At 34.5% G+C, this 19,629-nt stretch carries 20 protein-coding genes and 1 riboswitch; of the genes, 17 read left to right on the top strand and 3 right to left on the bottom strand.

The window, feature by feature from the left end:
* The first annotated feature begins 404 nt into the window (after window positions 1–404).
* The 7 genes from C8C83_RS20435 (at window position 405) to C8C83_RS20465 (ending at window position 7,641) form a co-directional block, all read left to right on the top strand.
* Complete coding sequence (locus tag C8C83_RS20435; RefSeq protein ID WP_121330414.1) at window positions 405–1,706, top strand: epoxide hydrolase family protein; 1,302 nt, start codon at window positions 405–407, stop codon at window positions 1,704–1,706.
* An 81-nt stretch (window positions 1,707–1,787) separates the two neighbouring features.
* Window positions 1,788–2,195 (top strand): cupin domain-containing protein, encoded by a 408-nt coding sequence (locus tag C8C83_RS20440; protein ID WP_121330415.1) that lies wholly within the window; start codon window positions 1,788–1,790, stop codon window positions 2,193–2,195.
* Between the two features lie 369 nt (window positions 2,196–2,564).
* Window positions 2,565–3,572, top strand: coding sequence for an alpha/beta hydrolase (locus tag C8C83_RS20445; RefSeq protein WP_121331390.1), 1,008 nt, complete (start codon window positions 2,565–2,567; stop codon window positions 3,570–3,572).
* A gap of 244 nt (window positions 3,573–3,816) precedes the next feature.
* Window positions 3,817–4,227, top strand: a complete 411-nt coding sequence (locus C8C83_RS20450) for an organic hydroperoxide resistance protein (RefSeq protein WP_121330416.1) — start codon at window positions 3,817–3,819, stop codon at window positions 4,225–4,227.
* 363 nt (window positions 4,228–4,590) lie between these two features.
* Window positions 4,591–5,607 (top strand): histidine kinase, encoded by a 1,017-nt coding sequence (locus C8C83_RS20455; protein WP_121330417.1) that lies wholly within the window; start codon window positions 4,591–4,593, stop codon window positions 5,605–5,607.
* On the top strand, window positions 5,588–6,355 hold the full coding sequence (locus C8C83_RS20460) for a LytTR family DNA-binding domain-containing protein (protein ID WP_121330418.1): 768 nt from the start codon (window positions 5,588–5,590) through the stop codon (window positions 6,353–6,355). The genes C8C83_RS20455 and C8C83_RS20460 overlap by 20 nt, the downstream gene beginning before the upstream one ends.
* A 311-nt stretch (window positions 6,356–6,666) precedes the next feature.
* A complete protein-coding gene (locus tag C8C83_RS20465) occupies window positions 6,667–7,641 on the top strand; it encodes an integrase core domain-containing protein (protein WP_121326054.1) in 975 nt (324 codons plus the stop codon).
* A gap of 191 nt (window positions 7,642–7,832) precedes the next feature.
* Here the strand turns inward: C8C83_RS20465 and C8C83_RS20470 are convergent, their stop codons facing one another.
* Both C8C83_RS20470 and C8C83_RS20475 read right to left on the bottom strand, forming a co-directional pair.
* Window positions 7,833–8,633 carry a DUF1223 domain-containing protein gene (locus C8C83_RS20470; protein WP_121330419.1) on the bottom strand — a complete coding sequence of 267 codons (801 nt, stop codon included), beginning with the start codon at window positions 8,631–8,633 and terminating at the stop codon, window positions 7,833–7,835.
* A gap of 144 nt (window positions 8,634–8,777) precedes the next feature.
* A complete protein-coding gene (locus tag C8C83_RS20475) occupies window positions 8,778–9,176 on the bottom strand; it encodes a DoxX family protein (protein ID WP_121331391.1) in 399 nt (132 codons plus the stop codon).
* Between the two features lie 205 nt (window positions 9,177–9,381).
* On the opposite strand from C8C83_RS20475, the gene C8C83_RS20480 reads away from it, so the two are divergent.
* The 8 genes from C8C83_RS20480 to C8C83_RS20515 all read left to right on the top strand — a co-directional run bounded on the left by C8C83_RS20480 (window position 9,382) and on the right by C8C83_RS20515 (window position 17,550).
* A complete protein-coding gene (locus C8C83_RS20480; RefSeq protein WP_121330420.1) occupies window positions 9,382–9,957 on the top strand; it encodes a Crp/Fnr family transcriptional regulator in 576 nt (191 codons plus the stop codon).
* A 562-nt stretch (window positions 9,958–10,519) separates the two neighbouring features.
* Window positions 10,520–11,053, top strand: coding sequence for a YceI family protein (locus C8C83_RS20485; RefSeq protein WP_121330421.1), 534 nt, complete (start codon window positions 10,520–10,522; stop codon window positions 11,051–11,053).
* Window positions 11,054–11,079: 26 nt separating this feature from the next.
* Complete coding sequence (locus C8C83_RS20490; RefSeq protein ID WP_042564553.1) at window positions 11,080–11,298, top strand: 4-oxalocrotonate tautomerase family protein; 219 nt, start codon at window positions 11,080–11,082, stop codon at window positions 11,296–11,298.
* A 5-nt stretch (window positions 11,299–11,303) separates the two neighbouring features.
* A complete protein-coding gene (locus C8C83_RS20495) occupies window positions 11,304–12,038 on the top strand; it encodes an SDR family oxidoreductase (protein WP_121330422.1) in 735 nt (244 codons plus the stop codon).
* Between the two features lie 76 nt (window positions 12,039–12,114).
* The gene (locus tag C8C83_RS20500) at window positions 12,115–12,495 is read left to right on the top strand and encodes a nuclear transport factor 2 family protein (RefSeq protein WP_233566169.1); all 381 of its coding nucleotides are present in this window, start codon (window positions 12,115–12,117) and stop codon (window positions 12,493–12,495) included.
* A 16-nt stretch (window positions 12,496–12,511) separates the two neighbouring features.
* Window positions 12,512–13,597: a nitronate monooxygenase gene (locus C8C83_RS20505; protein WP_121331392.1), complete on the top strand. Its 1,086-nt coding sequence runs from the start codon at window positions 12,512–12,514 to the stop codon at window positions 13,595–13,597.
* 756 nt (window positions 13,598–14,353) lie between these two features.
* Window positions 14,354–14,454: riboswitch (SAM riboswitch) on the top strand.
* A gap of 277 nt (window positions 14,455–14,731) precedes the next feature.
* On the top strand, window positions 14,732–15,724 hold the full coding sequence (locus C8C83_RS20510) for a TlpA disulfide reductase family protein (protein ID WP_121330424.1): 993 nt from the start codon (window positions 14,732–14,734) through the stop codon (window positions 15,722–15,724).
* Window positions 15,725–16,080: 356 nt separating this feature from the next.
* Window positions 16,081–17,550, top strand: a complete 1,470-nt coding sequence (locus C8C83_RS20515) for an aminotransferase class V-fold PLP-dependent enzyme (protein WP_121330425.1) — start codon at window positions 16,081–16,083, stop codon at window positions 17,548–17,550.
* 78 nt (window positions 17,551–17,628) lie between these two features.
* Here the strand turns inward: C8C83_RS20515 and C8C83_RS20520 are convergent, their stop codons facing one another.
* Complete coding sequence (locus C8C83_RS20520; RefSeq protein ID WP_121330426.1) at window positions 17,629–18,006, bottom strand: helix-turn-helix domain-containing protein; 378 nt, start codon at window positions 18,004–18,006, stop codon at window positions 17,629–17,631.
* A 92-nt stretch (window positions 18,007–18,098) separates the two neighbouring features.
* On the opposite strand from C8C83_RS20520, the gene C8C83_RS20525 reads away from it, so the two are divergent.
* Both C8C83_RS20525 and C8C83_RS20530 read left to right on the top strand, forming a co-directional pair.
* Window positions 18,099–19,097: an NADP-dependent oxidoreductase gene (locus C8C83_RS20525; RefSeq protein WP_121330427.1), complete on the top strand. Its 999-nt coding sequence runs from the start codon at window positions 18,099–18,101 to the stop codon at window positions 19,095–19,097.
* The gene (locus C8C83_RS20530; RefSeq protein ID WP_121330428.1) at window positions 19,094–19,561 is read left to right on the top strand and encodes a cupin domain-containing protein; all 468 of its coding nucleotides are present in this window, start codon (window positions 19,094–19,096) and stop codon (window positions 19,559–19,561) included. Before C8C83_RS20525 ends, C8C83_RS20530 begins: the two co-directional genes overlap by 4 nt.
* The last annotated feature ends 68 nt before the right edge of the window (window positions 19,562–19,629 follow it).

The following is a 19,629-nucleotide window of genomic DNA, read 5'->3' on the forward strand; positions in this document are numbered from 1 at the left end:
AATTGAAGGTTTAACCGCAAAGTTCGCAAAGTTTTACGCCACGAATTATGATTAAAAAAAATTCGTGAATTCGTCGCGAAAAAATCATTTTAATCTATATAATCTGTGGCAAAAACTACACAAAGATCGCAAAGTTATTAGACACATAGCTTTGCGATCTTCGCGTTTTTAAAGATTTCCAGAAGCAAAAAAATCTTAGCGCTCTTTGCGGTTAAATCACCAGCATTCAAAAACTCATAATTCATAATTCATAACTCATAATTTAAAAACCCCTAACTCCTAGACTGTCCATTTCAGCTATCACTTCGTCCGTTTGGACTGTTTTCTGATTTCGTAAGAAGGGTTATCGAAATACTTTTGACGAAGAAATTAACTGATAAACAAATAATTTAAAATCAAAAACAATGAAAACAATTCACACAAACAAACGAAGCATCGCAAATATTTTTGCATTAGGAGCTTTCCTTTTGCTTACAACAACCGGTTTTGCACAAAAGAACCTAGATAAAAGCAAAACAGATTCAGAAGCGATTCGTCCTTATCACATTAGTATTTCAGAAAAAGCAATCACAGAACTTCGCGATCGTGTAAATGCAACAAGATGGCCTCAAAAAGAAACCGTAAACGATCAGTCACAAGGAGTGAAATTAACGCAAATTCAAGGTCTTGTAAAATATTGGGGGACAGATTACGATTGGCATAAAACAGAAGCCAGATTAAATGCATTACCACAGTTTATTACCAACATTGACGGATTAGACATTCAATTTATCCATGTAAAATCAAAACATAAAAACGCCTTACCAATTATTATTACGCATGGATGGCCGGGATCGTTCTTTGAACTTTTAAAAGTAATTGGACCATTAACAGATCCGACTGCTTATGGCGGAAAAGCCGAAGATGCTTTTGATGTTGTGATTCCTTCTATGCCCGGATATGGTTTTTCTGAAAAACCTACAGGAACAGGTTGGGGAGTAGAAAAAATAGGAAGCGCCTGGGATGTTCTAATGAAACGTTTGGGATATAAACACTACGTATCTCAGGGAGGAGATTGGGGTTCTGTAATTGCAGATGCGATGGCGCGTCAGGCTCCTGATGGATTATTGGGTATTCACGTGAATATGCCGGCAACTGTTCCCGCTGATATTGCCAAAGCTTTACAAGACGGAGAATCGGCGCCTGCTGGATTATCTGTAAAAGAAAAAGCAGCTTTTAATTCGTTGAATAAATTATATACTCGTGGTGCAGGATATGCAGGAATGATGGTAACACGTCCTCAGACTATAGGATATTCACTTACAGATTCGCCAGTTGGTTTAGCTTCATTTTTCTTAGATAAATTCAATGATTGGACATACAGCGGTGGTAATGCCGAAAAATCGCTTACCAAAGACGAAATGCTTGACGATATATCATTGTACTGGTTTACAAATACAGCTAATTCTTCGGCTAGTTTATATTGGGAAAACAACAATAATAACTTTAATGCTGTAGAGCAAAGAACAAACGAAATTAAAATTCCGGTTGCAATAACGGTATTTCCGGGAGAGATTTACCAAGCACCAAAAACATGGGCTGAAAAAGCATATAAAAATCTGATTTATTTCAATGAAGTAAACAAAGGCGGTCATTTTGCTTCTTGGGAAGAACCACAGCTTTTTACAATAGAACTTCGCGCAGCTTTCAAATCATTAAGAAAATAATAAAAACTAATAGAATAATACCTAACAGGTTTCTAAAACCTGTTAGGGTATTCACTCAACGAATATTCAAATTAAAACATTATGAAAACAAATAAAAACTTCAGCTTATATACAATTGCAATTTTACTTTTTATGGCTTTTGCTTCAAATAATGCTTTTGGACAACAATCAGGAATAAAGCGCACTGACTTGCAAAGACATGATCTTAGTATTCCAGGAAGAGAAGCCGTTCAGGCTAGAATCGATTTTGATGCACATACTTCTTTCGGAAAACATTATCATCCGGGCGAAGAAATCATTTATGTATTAGAAGGCACATTAGAATATAAAGTAGAAGGTCAAGGAACCGTAACGCTAAAAGCAGGAGAAGTTTTGTTTATTCCCGCAGGAACGGTTCATTCGGCAAAAAATAATACAAACGCAAAAGCTTCTGAATTGGCAACGTATGTAGTAGAAAAAGGGAAACCCATTTTAGTATTGAAGAAGTAGTTTACAGTGTGAAATGTTAGTTGTGAATTGTGAAATGGGAATAGTTTAACCGCAAAGCGCGCAAAGATTTTTTACTCGTAAGTTTTTGTAAAAACGCAAAGTTCGCAAAGCCATGCGAAAGAAACTTTGCGACTCAGCGTCTTTGCGAGAAATAAGCTAGCAAACCTTGCGTAAACCCTAGCGCCCTTTGCGGTTAAGTTACCCGCATTTCATTCATAACTAATAATTCAAAATTCATAACTAAAAGACTGTCCATTTCAACTTTTACTTTGTCCACTTCACCTTTTTTCATCTTTTAAAAAGAGTATTGTCAAGATACCTTTGACGAAGAAATTAACTGATAATCAACTAATCAAAACATTAATAATTATGAAAACGATATTAAAAATCAAAAACAGTTTTACAAATGCAGTTTTATTAATTGCCTTTCTTTTTGTAAATGCAGTAACAATTGCACAAACAGAAAAACAAGAAGGTTCACTAGGAACTTTAAAACAAATCAACGCTGGATTATTAAACGTAGGTTATACCGAAGCAGGACCTTCAAACGGAACCCCGGTAATTTTGCTTCACGGTTGGCCTTACGATATTCACAGTTATAATGAAGTCGTTCCAATTTTAGTTTCAAAAGGATATCATGTATTTACGCCTTATTTAAGAGGTTCAGGAACAACTACTTTCCTTTCAAAAGATACTTTTAGAAACGGACAACAAGCTGCATTAGCAAGTGATATTATTGCTTTTATGGATGCGCTTAAAATTGACAAAGCCATAGTTGGCGGATTCGATTGGGGAGCAAGAACTGCAGTAGTTATGGCAGCACTTTGGCCGGAACGCATAAAAGGATTAGTATCTGTAAGTGGCTATTTAATAGTGAATCTTGAAGCCAATTTAAAACCATTGCCTCCAAAAGCAGAATTAGGCTGGTGGTACCAATATTACTTTGCTACCGAAAGAGGAAAAGCAGGTTACGCACAAAATACCTACGAATTCAACAAACAAATCTGGCAAATAGCTTCTCCATTATGGAATTTTGACAAAGCCACTTACGATCAAACCGCACAATCTTTTGATAATCCGGATCACGTAGAAATTGTAATTCACAACTACAGATGGCGTCAATCGCTTGAAGCAGGAGAATCTAAATACGATAGTTTAGAAAAACGCTTAGCAACAAGACCAGCAATAAAAGTGCCTACGATTACAATAGCAAGTGACTTTGACGGCGCTTACGCAGATGGAAAAGCCTACGCAGATAAATTCACAGGAAAATATGCCCACAGAATCCTAAAAGGCATCGGACATAATGTACCACAAGAAGCCCCAAAAGCTTTCGCGCAAGCAATTATTGATGTGGATAGCTTTGGTAAAATGTGAATTGTAAAATGTGAAAAATGGAAACTATTCATTACGCATTTTACCATTAACAGTTCACAATTTACATTTTACTTTTCACAATAAACATTTCACATACAAATACACACACACAAAGCTTTGCGTTCTTAGCCATTCATTAAGCTTTATTATTAAAAAAAACTTTGTGCACTTTGCGGTAAAATGACAAACCATTAACAATTACAATATCAAATAATCTAAAATCAACAATCTAAAATTTTAAAACATGGAAACAAAAGTATTATACACAGGAAAAACGCACACCACTGGTGGTCGCGAAGGAGCATCAAAAAGCTCAGACGATCAATTGAATATTAAATTGAGTTCACCGGAATCTTCACGTCCGGGAACAAATCCGGAGCAGCTTTTTGCAGCAGGATGGTCAGCATGTTTTATTGGCGCAATGGGAATTGCCGCTTCTAAACTAAACATCAAATTGCCAGCTGATACTGCCGTAGATACAGAAGTAGATTTATGTCTAACAGACGGAGCTTATTCTTTGCAGGCACGTTTGAATATCAGTCTTCCGGGTTTAGATCTCGAGACTGCCAAAGCAGTGGCTCATGAAGCACATCAGACTTGTCCTTATTCTAAAGCTACAAGAGGAAACATTAATGTAGAAATTAATATTCTGTAATATCAAATCATCCATCCTGCAAGGTTTCCAAAACCTTGTCGGTTTGATATTAGGACTAAAAAGTTCTAACAATATTTAATAAGCTATACCTACAAGGCATTAGAAACCTTGCAGGAATCAATTAACAACTAAAATATAAACTCATGAAAAAAATAAAGTCGACAAAATGACAGTTTCAAATATTATCAATTACATATTAAGTTATTAGTATTTGATAAACAGTTAATTTAAATGATTTATATAAAGTTAAAATTTAAGTTTTAGAAAGCAATTTATTTTGTATTCCAAAAGTCAAAATCAAATAAATTGCCTTTCAAAATATCCTATCTTTGACAAAGCAAGAGCTATAAAAACAGAAAAAATATGGAAAAAGTAAAAAGCTTTCACGTCTCCCGAAAGGTGATTTGGGGAAGTTCTATAGCATTGGCAATTCTTGCTTCGATACCCAAATTATTTGATACCGATTCAACTACAGGAGATATTATTATCAATTCGTCGATTACGCTCATGTTCTCCATTTTTATATGGTATTATAACATTTATAGTCTCCCAAAATTTTCAACACAACGCACCAATAAAAGTCTGTTCAATTGGAAATTGTTGCTGAGTGTTGTATTAGGAATTCTAATAATGGTTGTACTCGTAATTGTACATCAGGAACTTTTTCAAATCTCAAAAATGGATGCACCAATAATGTTCGAATTGCGAGGCGTTCTAATCAATTTGATTGTATATATGTTTCTGCATTTGCTTTTTCAAAACTACCAAACGCAGCAAATGGGAATAGAACTAGAACGTACTCACGCTATAAATCTCGGCGCACAATACGAACTTTTGAAACAACAAGTCAATCCGCATTTCTTATTTAATAGTCTGAATACACTAAAATCAATGGTTGATATTCAAGATCCTCAGAGCTCTGATTTTATTTTAAAACTATCTGATTTTTATCGTTTTACACTCGAGAGCCGAAAATTAGATTTAATACCGCTTCGGGAAGAACTTCAAATATTAGATTCATATGTTTATTTACTCAAAGCTCGTTTTGAAGACGGATTTGTACTCATAAACAAAGTCGATTCAAAACAATACGATTCCGCAATTCCACCATTTACATTGCAATTATTAATCGAAAATTGTATCAAGCACAACATTGTTTCGCTTGATAAACCATTGCATATTAATTTATATTCTGAAAATGATTTTCTCGTGATCGAAAATCAAATACAACTCAAAAGAGGCGTATTATCGACAGGCGTTGGTCTTGATAACATCAATCAGCGTTTTGCGCACCTCATTCATAAAGAAATTGAAATTGACAAAACCGAAACTACTTTCAAAGTAAAAATACCAATGATCTATGACTATCGTAATAATTGAAGATGAAGTAAAAACCGCCAAAGCACTTGGTCAGCTTATTTTGAGTATCAGACCAGATGCTCAAATTTTGTCGTATATACAAAGCATAGATGGAGCCGTAAGTTACTTGCTTGAAAACGATCAGCCCGATCTTATTTTCATGGACATTCAACTTGCAGATGGACTATGTTTTGAGATATTTAAAAACGTTGAGGTCTTGTCACCCGTTATATTTTGCACCGCTTTTGACAATTATGCCATCGAAGCCTTTAAATCAAACGGAGTAGATTATGTCTTAAAACCCTTTTCGAGAGAAAGCATTGCAAACGCAATTAAGAAAGTAGGCGAACTAAAGAATTTCTTTCAAAGGAATAAAAAAATGATGCCAGATTTCGAATATTTATTAACGAGAACTGGCGAAAATACAGGTAAAAGTAGTTTTTTGGTTTTTAAAAATAATAAATATCAAACTGTGCTAACAGAGAATATTGCCTTTTTTTACATCAAAAACGAAACTCCAACGATTATGACATTTGATAAAACCGAATATCAAATAACACAATCCCTAGATGAGGTTCATAAACTATTGTCTACAATGCAATTCTTTAGAATCAACAGACAATATTTAGTTAATTTCTCAGCAATCAGAGAAGCAGAACATTATTTTTCGCGCAAATTAATTCTAAAATTAACCGTTCCCACCGAAGAAAAATTATTGGTAGGAAAAGAAAAAGCTACTGCGTTTTTAAGTTGGTTAGAGAATAGATAAATAGCTTTTTGAATTGTAATTTTCTTTGCAATCCCGAAGTTTAAACATAATATTGTCATTTCGACGGAGGAGAAATCTCCACAAGTAACTCCACAACGAGAATCCAATCTTTGTCTAGCTTCTCGTGAAGATTTCTCTCTTCGTTCGAAATGACAAAAAACTCAGCGAGAGATTTATTGAACTATCGATACCTTTGTCAAAGTTTTAAACTTTGACAAAGGTTTGCGTAATCTAATACACCTCAATCTTGTCATTTCTGTAGATGTTAGATATTTCGGTAACAAAATTTAACTTTAATAAATTTTGTTACGATGAGAAATAATAGTCAGGATTCCACTTTAGAGCGGAACTACTTAGAGAAGTATCGTTTTCTAATAAAAGAATATGAACAGGTAAAAAATAAAACTCATCCTTTGTATAAAAAAGCAATGGATTTTTATGCAGCAAATAATACTTGCCGAAAGAGTTTTTTAAAGTATTATAATCGCTTTAAACAAAGTGGGAAATCTATTGATTTATTGCCCCAAAAAAGAGGTCCCAAATATAAAACAAGACGTCCTTTGCCTTTTATAGAGCAAAAAGTAATTGCATTACGAGAAAAAGGAAACAACAAATATGAAATTGTTAGTATCTTAAGGCCCAAATTAGGGAAGCATACACCATCATATTCAGGAGTTTATAATATTTTAAAACGCAATAAAATAAATAGATTAACTCCGAAGATTAAAAAGAATCATCAAAAAATAATCAAGGAAAGAATGGGACAACTTGGTCATATTGATTGTCATTATTTGAGCAAAAGTATAATTAAAGGGGAAAATAAAAATCGCTATTTAGTTTGTGTAATAGATGATTACAGTCGAATTGCCTGGGCTGAATTAGTTTCTGATATTACCAGTTTAACAGTTATGTTTGCGGCATTGAAATGTTTAAACATCCTAAGTGATCATTATGAAATAAAATTTGAAGAGATATTATCTGATAATGGAGCTGAATTTGGACCTAAAACAAGCAAAGTGAAAAATAATCACCCTTTTGAGAGGATGTTAATGGAATTAGGTATTGTTCATAGGTACACAAAACCCTACAGACCACAAACTAATGGTAAAGTTGAACGCTTTTGGAGAACTCTTGAAGATGATTTATTGAGAGACACAGATTTTGATTCTCATGAAGAATTAAAAGAAGAATTATTGCAATACTTATATTATTATAATCATGAAAGACCACATCAAGGTATTGATGGAAAAAAACCAATCGAAATGATAAATCCGTTACCGAAATAAGTAACCTTTACAATTTCGACGGAGGAGACCCGAGCGATAGCGAACAGATGAACTAAATCTCCGCAAGTAACTCCACAACGAGAATCCAATCTTTGTCGAGCTTCTCGTGAAGATTTCTCTCTTCGTTCGAAATGACAAAAAACATTACAAGATCTATTAACCATAACATTAAGAGAAATAAAAAAGCTGATTTATTGTAAATCAGCTTTTGTTGTTATAAGTATTTTTCCGGTAACCGTATTTTGAATAAACCCAATTATTTGAAAGTCATTCAAGTTATAATTCTCAGGTTTTAGAATCTTTACTTTTCCGTCTTTTTGAGTTAAAGAAAAAGAATTGAGCCGTCTTACAATCTGAGTATGATGCAATATATTCCCTTTATTTTCACCCCGAATTACATTAGAAATTCCTTGTTTTTGAATCGTTGCGACAAACAAACTAGTGTTTTTCTCCAACATATTAGTCTTGAAATCTACTTCTAAAGAATCTTTATTTGATTTTGCATTCAGTTTTAAATCGAACAACGTTTTAATTTTTAAAGCATCAGAAACTTTTTTATCTAAAGCTGCTTCATTATAACCCGCAAATTCAGTAGTTCCGTTAATTATAAACTGAGGCGTGTACATTACAAACAAGTGAAGCCAATCCTGGTATTTTTGTTGTCGGATTGTAAATTCATTCGAACTAAACTGATCTTTCCAGCCCAAACGATCCCAATAATCGACATGATACGCTAAGAGATAAATGTTTTTACTGCTAGTTTCTTTTTGCAATTTTGTTATTAATTCATCGGCAGGAGGACAACTCGAACAACCTTCTGAAGTAAAAAGCTCTACAATCGCAAAGCCATTATTATTGGAGATTTCGAGATTTGTTTTTTCAGATTTTGGCTTTCCAATTAACTCTTCGTGACTGTCCGGAAACATATAACAATTGAGAAAAAAGAGAACCGAAAGTGCGATTACCGCAACTATTAAAAGTGCATTTTTCATGATTTTTAATGTTTAAATTTTTACTTTAGATAAAGTAAAATAATTAGATGTATTTTAATGTTTTGAATAAACTTAAAGATGTCTGAATAAACCTTCAGACATCTTTAGTTTGATATTTTTTGTTTTCTGAAATGGATAGAAATTTTAAGCTTCGATTTCGTTTTTAACGTAAGTTGCAGTATATAATTTTCTAAACATAATATACGTTACGCTTACCATAACAAAAGCAATTATTGCATCGATTGTTGCCGGAAAACCTAATACTGCCACTTTTGAAAAGAAAGCAAAAATAATGTCGAAGAAAACGCCTGCAAATACCCATTCTTTCAACCTTAATAATTTATTTGGAATCAAAAGTGTAATAACTCCGGAAACTTTCATTACGCCAAGCAAATAAATAAAATGCGTAGGATAACCCAATTGCTGTGTAATTTTCCAAACTACAGGATTTGTTGTAAGTTCAAAAAAACCGCTGGCACCGAACCATAAAGAAGTTAAAATAATTCCTGTCCAATAAATAATTTTTGTTGTTTTTGTGTTCATGATTTTAATTTTTAAGTTGTTAAACAGGACAAATTTGCGGCGAAAGGCTTCGGAATCATATTGCTTTTTTGCCGAAATGGACAGTTTTAGATTTGAATCAGACATTCTAAACTTTAAGCTTTTCTATTGAACTAAAGTTTTGATGTAATCCGATTTCGTAACTTTGAAAAATACTTGCTGAACAACTGAAATTCATATAATAAGAATGGGAGCCAAAGAACTATTAAAAGAACATATTGCCAAAACCGCTTTATTGACGGACGAGGAATTCGATTACTTTTTTTCTCATTTTTCACCAATTTCTTTCAAGAAAGGACAAACGATTGTAAGCGCTGGAGATCATGTTGATTGCGAGTATTTTGTGATTTCAGGTTGTTTGAAAGCCTTTTTTATAAATGACGAATTCAAAATGTATATTCTTCAGTTTGCCATGCCTACTTGGTGGACTTCAGATTATAACGCATTATACAATCAAACAACCGCAACCATAAATATCGATTGTATTACAGATGCCGATGTACTTTGTATTTCTAATAGTGACCGCGAAAAACTGTGTAATGAATTCCATCAGGTAGAACATTTTTTTCGCTGGAGAACCAATAAAGGATATATCGCCTCACAAAAAAGGCTTTTATCTTTTATGAATAACAATGTCAAAACCCGCTACGAAGAACTTTTGACATTATATCCTCAATTGTATAATCTTGTTCCCAAACATTTGATTGCCGCTTATTTGGGTGTTTCAAGAGAAACCTTAAGCCGTTTGCAGGCGCATAAATGATGATTTTTAGCCAAAGATTAAAGGATTGAAATGATTTTTGTTTCTCGCAGATTCGGCAGATTAAGCAGATTTTTTATAATGTTTGCGCGTAGTTTGTCATTTCGACGGAGGAGAAATTTTCGCAAGAAACTCCGCAAACTAAATCACCAATCTTTGCCGAATCCTGTGTGTGATTTCTTCTCTGTCAAAATGACAAAAATGAGAATAAGTTTCTCGCAGATTTAGCAGATTTTTTATTTATCTAAATTCGACATTGCCCGTGGTTTCAACCATGGGGATTTAGATTATAGCGATACATTGTATAGTTTGTCATTTCTCCTCCGTCGAAATGACAAGATTGGGTTTTGATTGCGTATGATGGATTAAAATCCATCCCTACAATATATTTTGTTCCTCCGGAACGCATCAAAAATTCCGAAGGAATAATATCTAGATTTTAAAAACCTTTGCACCTCTGCAACTTTGTCCCTCTGTCCCTCAAAAAAAAAGAATGTGATCTAGGTCACGTAACCAATTTTTATATCCGCCGTTCCTTTGTATTGTACTTTTAAATACAATAAAAATGGAAACAACAAATTTTAAAATCGTAAGCTCAAATAGCAACGTAGAATGGACTGGTAGAAAAGTTACTGGTGCTCATAATGGTACAATTGGTATCAAAGAAGGTAATTTCATCTTGAATGGTGGAAAAGTAAAAGGAGGTAATATCGTAATTAATACCTCTACAATAAAAATTCTGGACATTACAGATGCAGCAACAAACGAACAATTTGCCGGACATCTTGCTTCGGATGATTTTTTCTCTATCGAAAAATTTCCAACCGCATCTTTTGATATTCTTTCTGTAAAAGAGATTTCAGACAACACTTATTATCTTGAAGGCAATCTTACTATAAAAGACATTTCGCATGTTGTTGGTTTTGAAGCGAGTTTAGAAAATGCTGAAAATGCCATTACACTTTCGGGTAAATTGGTTATTGATCGTACCAAATATGATATCAGATTCCGTTCTGGGAATTTCTTCAAAGATTTGGGTGACACATTGATTTACAATGATTTTGAATTGGATTTCAATATTACTGCACAAGCAATTTAATTTAGAACAATTTAAAAACTAAAGTCATGCCTTACGTAAAAATAGAATTGACCCGCGAAGGAGTAACCCGCGAGCAAAAACAGGAATTAATAAGCGGAATAACCAACTTAATTACAGACGTTTTAAACAAAGATCCGCACTTAACTCACGTTGTAATTCAGGAAATCGAATTGGACGATTGGGGTTACGCAGGAGAACAAGTATCAGTATTAAGAGAAAAAGGCATTACAGCCGATAAAAAATAAAGATCATGAAAAAACAAACCATAATAGTTACCGGAGCAGCATCCGGAATAGGAAAAGGAATCGCCAAATATTTTTTGGACAGAGGAGATAATGTTGTCATCAATTCATTAACGCCAAGCGCATTAGAAAGTGCTTTTAATGAATTTGGAGCGGGAGATAATCTTGCAATGTTTGCCGGAGACGTGAGTAATGTTGAAACCGGAAAACAATTAGTTGCTTTAGCCATCCAAAAATTCGGATCAGCAGATGTATTGGTGAATAATGCGGGAATCTTTGATAGCAAACCATTTCTGGAAGTTGATGAAGCCTATTTGGATAAATTTCTGAAAACGAACCTTAAAGGAACATTTTTTACAACACAAGCCGTGATTCCGCAAATGCTGGAACAAAAAGGAGGTGTCGTAATCAATATCGGAACACCGTTAGTAAATCACGGATTGGGCGGATGGCCAGCTTCGGCTCCAGTTTCGAGTAAAGGAGCAATTCACGCCTTGTCGATTCAGTTAGCAGCGGAATTTGGAAAACAAAATATTCGCATAAATACCGTTGCACCAGGCGTTATTAGAACTCCAATGCACGGTGACAAGGCAGATCAGAGTGCAGGTTTACATTTATTAAATCGAGTAGGAGAGATCGACGATGTTGCCGAAATGGTTTATACCGTAGCAAAAAGCAACTTTATTACGGGAACAATTATCAATGTTGACGGAGGTAAAGCAGCCGGACATAATTTAAATTAAGTTGAAAACTTTTGCAATACTAATAGCTTTCATGTCCTGCTTAACGGCAGGACTTAAAGCACAAAATAAAATTAAAATGGAAAATCAACAAGACGAAATAAAAGCAATAACTGAGGTAGTAGAAAACTACTATTTTAAAGGAATTTATGAAGGAGACGAAATGTTGCTGGGAAGTATTTTTCATCCTGGATCGCTACTTTTTGGTGATGTAAAAGGACAACCTTACTTCAAAACTGTAGATTTGTATTTGGATGGCGTAAAAAACAGACAAAGTCCAAAAGACTCCGGAAAACCTTTTAAAGGCGAAATTCTGAATATAAAAGTCGTGAATTCTATCGCTGTAGCGGAATTAAATGTTAAAATGTACGACTTTAACTATCGGGATTTTTTATCTTTCCATAAGATTGATGGCAAATGGATTATTGTCAATAAAATGCTCACAGACATTAGCGAATAATTTAAATTTTAAAGCGATGTGGTACAATACAAAAGCTAAAGAATTATTAGGAATTGACTATCCGATTTTACAAGGACCTTTTGGCGGTAATTTATCAACCGTAGAATTAACTGCAACAGTTTCTAATCTTGGCGGATTAGGCGGTTATGGAGCTTATACTTTGAGTCCGCAGGAAATTTATGAAGCAGACAAACAAATAAAAGCAGCCACAAATAAACCCTATAATATTAATCTTTGGGTTTCAGATCATGATATTCGGGATGGCGGTTTAACCGATGAACAATTCGAGAAAACAAAAGCACTTTTTAAACCTTATTATGATGAACTTGGAATTCCGTTACCGGAAAAACCAGCGTCGTTTCAATCAAGATTTGAAAATCAGTTAGAAGTTATTTTAGACATTAAACCAAAAGTTTTTAGCTTTATGGTTGGCGCTCCTTCAGATGATGTTTTAGAACAATGCCGAAAATTAGGAATTGTAACAATAGGAGTAGCCACAACGCTTGACGAAGGTGTTTTTCTGGAAAGTAAAGGTGTTGATATGATCGTCGCTTCGGGTTTTGAAGCAGGCGGACACCGACCTTCTTTTTTGGCTTCAGCCGAATCATCTTTAACCGGAACTTTTGTTTTACTGCAATTAATGCGAGAGAAAATAAAAATACCAATCATTGCCGCCGGAGGAATCGCAAACGGAAAAGGAATCGCAGCAGCTTTGACATTAGGCGCAAGCGCAGTCCAAATTGGAACTGCATTTTTAGCAACCGATGAATCGAATGCATTACCAATTCACAGAGAAATGTTATTTTCGGACGCAGCAAAATACACAACACTTTCGCGTGCTTACACCGGAAGGCTTGGACGCGGAATCACAAGCCGAATCGCAAAAGATATAATAGGGAAAGAATCAGATGTTCTGCCTTTTCCGTTACAAACTACTTTTATATCTCCATTGCGAAAAGCAGCGCTCGATCAACAAAAATGGGATATGATATTATTCTGGGGTGGACAAATTTCGCCAATTTTAAAACACACAAAAGCCAAAGATTTAATGCATTCTCTAATCGAAGAAACTACAGCTTATTTTGAGGATTTGAAATTATAACGCTCTTTTTGTCATCTCGACGAAGGAGAGATCACACTAGAAACTCGACAAAGATTGGTGACAATATTGAACGCGGATGACGCAGATTCGCTTTGCGAAAACACAGATTAAAACGGATTTTATAGGCTTAATCTTGTCATCTCGACAAAGATTGGTGACAATATTGAACGCGGATGACGCAGATTCGCTTTGCGAAAACACAGATTAAAACGGATTTTATAGGCTTAATCTTGTCATCTCGAAGAAGGAGAGATCACAGTAGAAACTCGTCAAAGATTAATAACCGCAAAGTATTGTCATCTCGACGAAGGAGAGATCACACTAGAAACTCGTCAAAGATTAATAAACGCAAAGTATTGTCATTCCGAGGAACGAGGAATCTCCGCAAGTAACTCGACAAAGATTAGCGACATTCTAGACGGAGCTTCTTGCGAAGATTCCTCGTTCCTCGGAATGACAAACTGCATGATTACTATCTGTTCTATACAAACTCATTTCAAAAAAGGAATGAGTTTTTTTGTGCTTTTTCTACAACATAAAAATCATATTTCATGTTTTTTATCAATCAAGTGTATGAATTTCTGTTATAAAATAACAAAACTTTAAAAGATTTATTTAAATGTAAAGTTTTATTTTACAGTCTTTTATGATATGAAAAACACGCTTTATTAATAATTTTAAAAAAAAATATTTATAAACTATACTAATTTTATAGAATTAGTATATATATTTGTACCACAGAAAACTTCTGTATGATACTTATCCAGAAAGACTGAGGGAATAGGCCCAATGATGTCTTAGCAACCTGTTACCGAATAAGGTGCTAAATCCTTCCCACTTTTCGGGACAGATAAGAAAGATTTGCTCAAAATCTGAATAAGATCATGAATGTTAAAACCTTTTATTTTTTAAAATGAAAACAGACACAACTTTATACGCGGCTTATGAATTTTTGAATTCAATTTTTGATGCAAATAGTATGGCTGTTTTCCGAATGCGAAAGCATTAAATTCTTATCCAATTTTCCCTTTAAATAGCATTTGCTAAAATCCATTTTACATTGGGTTAAAGGAATTCCCTTGTCTAATTTCAATTAAAATAAAAATCATATTATCACTTAAAAATCAAAATAAAATGAAGAAAATATTATTAGGTTTCGCTTTATTTCTTGGGGTTACACAAACTCAGGCGCAAGACACAAGCTTGCAATTAAAAGGAACTGTTATAGATACAGTTGCGCAATATGTTTATCTGCAAAAATTCCACAATAAAATGTTTACCACAATTGATTCGGTAAAAGTAAAAGATGGAAGTTTTAGTTTTAAAACAAAAGTAAAAACTCCTGAATTATACGGATTAAGCGTGAATACAGAAGATTCTCCGCTGTATATTTTCCTTGAAAAAGGCCCTATAACAGTAAAATTAAGTCCAAAGAAATACTATAGTGGATCTGTAGTAGAAGGTTCTGAGGCTCAGAATTTATTTGAAACCTATAAAAAATCGAAAGATGTAGAAATTAGTAAATTCATTACAGAAAACCCAAAATCTATTGTTTCGGCTTATGTTTTGTACCGAAACTGGTCGTACAGATTGTCGCCGGAGCAAATTACTCAAAACATTGCTTTGCTTGACAAAAGCCTTCAAAGTACCACTTACGTGAAAGAATTAAAAGAACTGGTTACCGTTTTAAGCGGATTGGCGGTTGGAAAAAAAGCCCCTGATTTTACCAGCGTTAATCCCGAAGGAAAACCAGTTCGTTTTTATGAAACTCTAAAAGGAGGTTACACTTTAGTTGATTTTTGGGCTTCATGGTGCGGACCTTGCCGAAAAGAAAATCCAAATATCGTAGCGGCTTACAAAGAATTTCACGATAAAGGATTTAATATTATCGGAATCTCTTTAGACAAAAAGAAAGAAAACTGGATCAAAGGTATTCAGGACGATAATTTGACTTGGACACACGTTTCTGATTTACTTTTCTGGAATAGCGCCGTTGCAAAATTATATGGCGTAAGAGCAATTCCCGGGAATTATTTAGTGGATTCAAAAGGAATTATCGTAGCAAGAAATCTACATGGAGAAGAATTGCAAACTACGCTTAAAACGCTTTTAGAGAAAGGGATTTAGAGCCTATTTTCTTTTTTGTCATTCCGAGGAACGAGGAATCTCCGTTAGAAACTCGACAATCATGATCGACAATCTTTACGGAGCTACTTGTGGAGATTCCTCGTTCCTCGGAATGACAAATGAAACGAAAATATTCTTATGAAAATAATTGTCTTAGGCCCGATAGAAGTGGAAATCCTTTTGTGGCGGGGTTCGCAACAAAAGATTGAAATGGATTGCTTCGCCAGTTCGAACTTTCAGGCTCGGGTGCGGGATTAGCTCCAAAAAAACATTTGATTTTATCATAGAAATCAGAATGATAAACGGAACTTATATAATCCAAAATAATAAATTTAGTTAATTTAAATGATAAGGAAATGAATGCTATTGAGACAGAAACAAAACCAGTTGAATCAGAATGTTATTTTTCAAAATTTAGAGAAAATACAGTAGGTGTTGATCATATTTTTAAATCGGTTTATGGAAAACAAAATTTGCTTTATGCAGATTGGGTTGCCAGCGGAAGATTATACGCCCCGATTGAGGATATTATGCTCAATAAAATTGGTCCAATGATTGCCAATACGCATTCACTTTCAAGTCAAACCGGAAAAACTTCCACGTATGCTTATCAATACGCAAGAGATATTATAAAAAAGTCGGTTAATGCCAACGAATCTGATGTTCTGGTGACAACCGGAAGCGGAATGACGGCTGCTTTATCAAAATTGCAACGAATAATTGGTTTGAGAAAGCATGATGATAATGACAAACCTGTGGTTTTTATCACGCACATGGAGCACCATTCTAATCAGGTTTCGTGGTATGAAACGAATGCCGAAGTTGTGATTTTACGTCCTGATGAAAACAATTTAGTTGATCCAAATGTTCTTTCGGAAGAAATTAAAAAATATGCCGACAGAAGTATAAAAATAGGTTCGTTTACGGCTTCTTCAAATGTTACAGGAATTATTACGCCTTATCATGAATTAGCCAAAATCATGCATGAAAATGGCGGGCTCTGTTTTGTGGATTTCGCTGCTTCGGCGCCTTATGTCAAAATCGATATGCATCCAAAAGATCCGCAAGAACAATTAGACGCTATTTTCTTTTCACCTCATAAATTCTTAGGCGGACCGGGAACGTGTGGAGTTTTGGTTTTTAATGAGAAATTATACAAATCTGATTTTCCGGATAATCCAGGAGGAGGAAATGTAAAATGGACGAATCCGTTAGGGAAATATTGTTATAGCGAGGTCATCGAAGTTAGAGAAGATGGTGGAACGCCAGGCTTTCTACAAGTAATACGAACTGCCTTAGCTTTAGAATTAAAAGATCAAATGGGAGTTTCAAATATTAAAAACAGAGAAAAGGAATTGCTTGATCTTTGTTTTTCCAAACTTCAAAAAATAAAAGGTTTGTCTATTCTGGGCGACCTTAAAACGGATCGAATAGGCTGCGTTTCTTTCGTAATCGAAGACATTCATTATAATCTTATCGTAAGACTTTTAAACGATCGTTTCGGAATTCAGGTTCGTGGCGGTTGGTCTTGCGCGAGTACTTATGCTCATTATCTTTTCAATATAAATGAGAAAAAATCGGCAATAATTACCAACGAACTTTTAGAGAAAAACCAAACTAATAAACCAGGTTGGGTTCGCTTATCATTGCATCCAATTATGACAAATGATGAAGTTTCATTTATTTGTGATGCAATTGAACAAGTTGCTTTACATTCTAAAAAATGGCAGAAAGACTACGAGTATAATTCGGTTACAAATGAGTTTGAAAACCCTGAAATCAAAGAAACTATAGCCGAAGAAGTAAACGAATGGTTTAAGTTCTAGTAATACATGAGATAAACATTGATAACGTAAACCTAACAGGTTTTTAAAACCTGTTAGGTTTTTTTATTTTCAAATTACTCATTTAAGCGATTCGATAATTTTTTCTCTGTGTAGAATTCCCCAGTTTACCAATGTCTCGGTTACGGGAAGTACAGATTTTCCATATTCTGTAATTGCATACGCCACAGTTGCAGGTTTAGTATCTTGTTCAGTTCGGCTTACCAGTAAATTTGTTTCCAGTTCCTTTAATTCTTTACTGAGCATTTTAGCTGAGATTCCTCCAATTTCGCGTTGCATTTTTTTAAAGTGAATCGTTTGATGTGTTCGATTGGTTAAGAAACGCAGAATCATAAGTTTCCATTTTCCTCCCAAAACATCCAAACTGTCGCGCATTGCCATAAGTTCTTCTGAACAATTAGCTTCACGAAGTACTCCATTATCATTAATTTTTGCCATACTAGTTTCTATTTGGTAACCGGTTACCTCGGGTTAACCCATAACAAAAATAAGGCTTTAGCACTATATTTTTGTATAATAAAACAATAAAAATGAAAGCAATTGTACTACAACAAAACAGAGAGTTTCTTCTGGAAGAAATAGAAATTCCACAACCTGAAAACAATCAAATTCAAGTGAAGATTTTAGCTTCAGGTTTTAATCCAATCGATTATCAAATGACCGAAGATGGACCAGAAAGAAAGCTTTTGCGTTCTCCAATTCTAGGTCGTGAATTCTCCGGAATTGTCTCGGCAATTGGTCCAAACGTAACCGATTTTAAAATAGGAGATGCCGTTTTCTGCGGATCAGGAAGTATGGGATCTAACGGAACTTACGCCGAATATATTTGTGTTCCCGAAGCCATCGTAGTGCATAAACCTTCGAACATTTCTTTTGGAGAAGCTGCGGCAATTCCGTCAGCGGGTTTAACGGCTTTGCAATCGTTTAATCGCATGAATGCCAATTTGAATGATTCGATATTAATTACAGGTGCTGCGGGCGGAGTAGGCAATATGTTTCTGAAATTACTTATTGCAAAAAACTATGAGAATTTTATTGTTACGGGAGGAAATGAAAATAGTATCAATGCATTACTTGGTCTCGGTGTAAAACGGGAAAAAATCATCAATTATAAAAAAGAGGAAATCTACGAAACCGCATTTTCTTTAAATGAAAATAAAAAATTTGATTTTGTTGTGGATTTGGTAGGAAACAACACTGGAGAAATTGGAGCAAGGCTTCTAAAAACAAACGGAGTTTTTGTAGATGTAACTAATTTTTCGACACCAGAATCACGTGGAATTCTGTTTACCAAAGGCGCTGCAATCTTAAATATCTCCAACTACGTTTACGGACTTGAAAAACGTTATGACTATTACCAAAACGGATTAAATGAGTTAAGATTATTGTTGCAAAACGGAATAATCTCACCGCCAGAAATTCAAATAGTTGGAAGTTTGGATGTTTCTACAGTTACAACTGCGCATTCAATATTACGCGAAAATAAAACACAAGGAAAGAAATTAGTAATGCAAATCAATACAATATGAAAATCATTCCAAGAAGAGTTGTAACGGGCTTACACAACGGAAAATCAATAATTGAAGAAGATGCTATAATAACCAATGTTTCAGAGCATTTTCCGGGTCTGATAATTTCTGATGTATGGTCGACAGATAGCACTCCTGCGAAATTTGAAGAGAAAATTATAGAAAATACAGCTTTTCCAAATACGCCTTTAAACGGAAGTTATTTTAGATATGTTCAGATTCCGCCAGATAAAGATTTAGGAATTGTAACGCCAGAAAATCAGCCACATCCTTTAATGCATCAAACAGAAACACTGGATTATATCATTATTCTTTCGGGGGAAATTTATTTGATTTTAGACGAAGGCGAAACTTTATTGCAAGCAGGTGATATTGTTGTACAAAGAGGCACAAATCATGCCTGGAGCAATCGTTCTGATTTGCCTTGCATACAATTGGCTATTCTTTTGGATGCATCCAAATAAATGATTTTAGAAAAATCAGTTTTTATCAGCGTTTTCGCTTTAGCGAATCAGTAAAATCAGCGTTTAAT

The organism is Flavobacterium sp. 90, from assembly GCF_004339525.1.
Lineage (GTDB): Bacteria > Bacteroidota > Bacteroidia > Flavobacteriales > Flavobacteriaceae > Flavobacterium.

Excerpts from the sequence above, each read along its gene's own strand:
- C8C83_RS20435 (WP_121330414.1), top strand. The coding sequence starts at position 405 with ATGAAAACAATTCACACAAACAAACGAAGCATCGCAAATATTTTTGCA.
- C8C83_RS20440 (WP_121330415.1), top strand. The coding sequence starts at position 1,788 with ATGAAAACAAATAAAAACTTCAGCTTATATACAATTGCAATTTTACTT.
- C8C83_RS20445 (WP_121331390.1), top strand. The coding sequence starts at position 2,565 with ATGAAAACGATATTAAAAATCAAAAACAGTTTTACAAATGCAGTTTTA.
- C8C83_RS20450 (WP_121330416.1), top strand. The coding sequence starts at position 3,817 with ATGGAAACAAAAGTATTATACACAGGAAAAACGCACACCACTGGTGGT.
- C8C83_RS20455 (WP_121330417.1), top strand. The coding sequence starts at position 4,591 with ATGGAAAAAGTAAAAAGCTTTCACGTCTCCCGAAAGGTGATTTGGGGA.
- C8C83_RS20460 (WP_121330418.1), top strand. The coding sequence starts at position 5,588 with ATGACTATCGTAATAATTGAAGATGAAGTAAAAACCGCCAAAGCACTT.
- C8C83_RS20465 (WP_121326054.1), top strand. The coding sequence starts at position 6,667 with ATGAGAAATAATAGTCAGGATTCCACTTTAGAGCGGAACTACTTAGAG.
- C8C83_RS20470 (WP_121330419.1), bottom strand. The coding sequence starts at position 8,633 with ATGAAAAATGCACTTTTAATAGTTGCGGTAATCGCACTTTCGGTTCTC.
- C8C83_RS20475 (WP_121331391.1), bottom strand. The coding sequence starts at position 9,176 with ATGAACACAAAAACAACAAAAATTATTTATTGGACAGGAATTATTTTA.
- C8C83_RS20480 (WP_121330420.1), top strand. The coding sequence starts at position 9,382 with ATGGGAGCCAAAGAACTATTAAAAGAACATATTGCCAAAACCGCTTTA.
- C8C83_RS20485 (WP_121330421.1), top strand. The coding sequence starts at position 10,520 with ATGGAAACAACAAATTTTAAAATCGTAAGCTCAAATAGCAACGTAGAA.
- C8C83_RS20490 (WP_042564553.1), top strand. The coding sequence starts at position 11,080 with ATGCCTTACGTAAAAATAGAATTGACCCGCGAAGGAGTAACCCGCGAG.
- C8C83_RS20495 (WP_121330422.1), top strand. The coding sequence starts at position 11,304 with ATGAAAAAACAAACCATAATAGTTACCGGAGCAGCATCCGGAATAGGA.
- C8C83_RS20500 (WP_233566169.1), top strand. The coding sequence starts at position 12,115 with ATGGAAAATCAACAAGACGAAATAAAAGCAATAACTGAGGTAGTAGAA.
- C8C83_RS20505 (WP_121331392.1), top strand. The coding sequence starts at position 12,512 with ATGTGGTACAATACAAAAGCTAAAGAATTATTAGGAATTGACTATCCG.
- C8C83_RS20510 (WP_121330424.1), top strand. The coding sequence starts at position 14,732 with ATGAAGAAAATATTATTAGGTTTCGCTTTATTTCTTGGGGTTACACAA.
- C8C83_RS20515 (WP_121330425.1), top strand. The coding sequence starts at position 16,081 with ATGAATGCTATTGAGACAGAAACAAAACCAGTTGAATCAGAATGTTAT.
- C8C83_RS20520 (WP_121330426.1), bottom strand. The coding sequence starts at position 18,006 with ATGGCAAAAATTAATGATAATGGAGTACTTCGTGAAGCTAATTGTTCA.
- C8C83_RS20525 (WP_121330427.1), top strand. The coding sequence starts at position 18,099 with ATGAAAGCAATTGTACTACAACAAAACAGAGAGTTTCTTCTGGAAGAA.
- C8C83_RS20530 (WP_121330428.1), top strand. The coding sequence starts at position 19,094 with ATGAAAATCATTCCAAGAAGAGTTGTAACGGGCTTACACAACGGAAAA.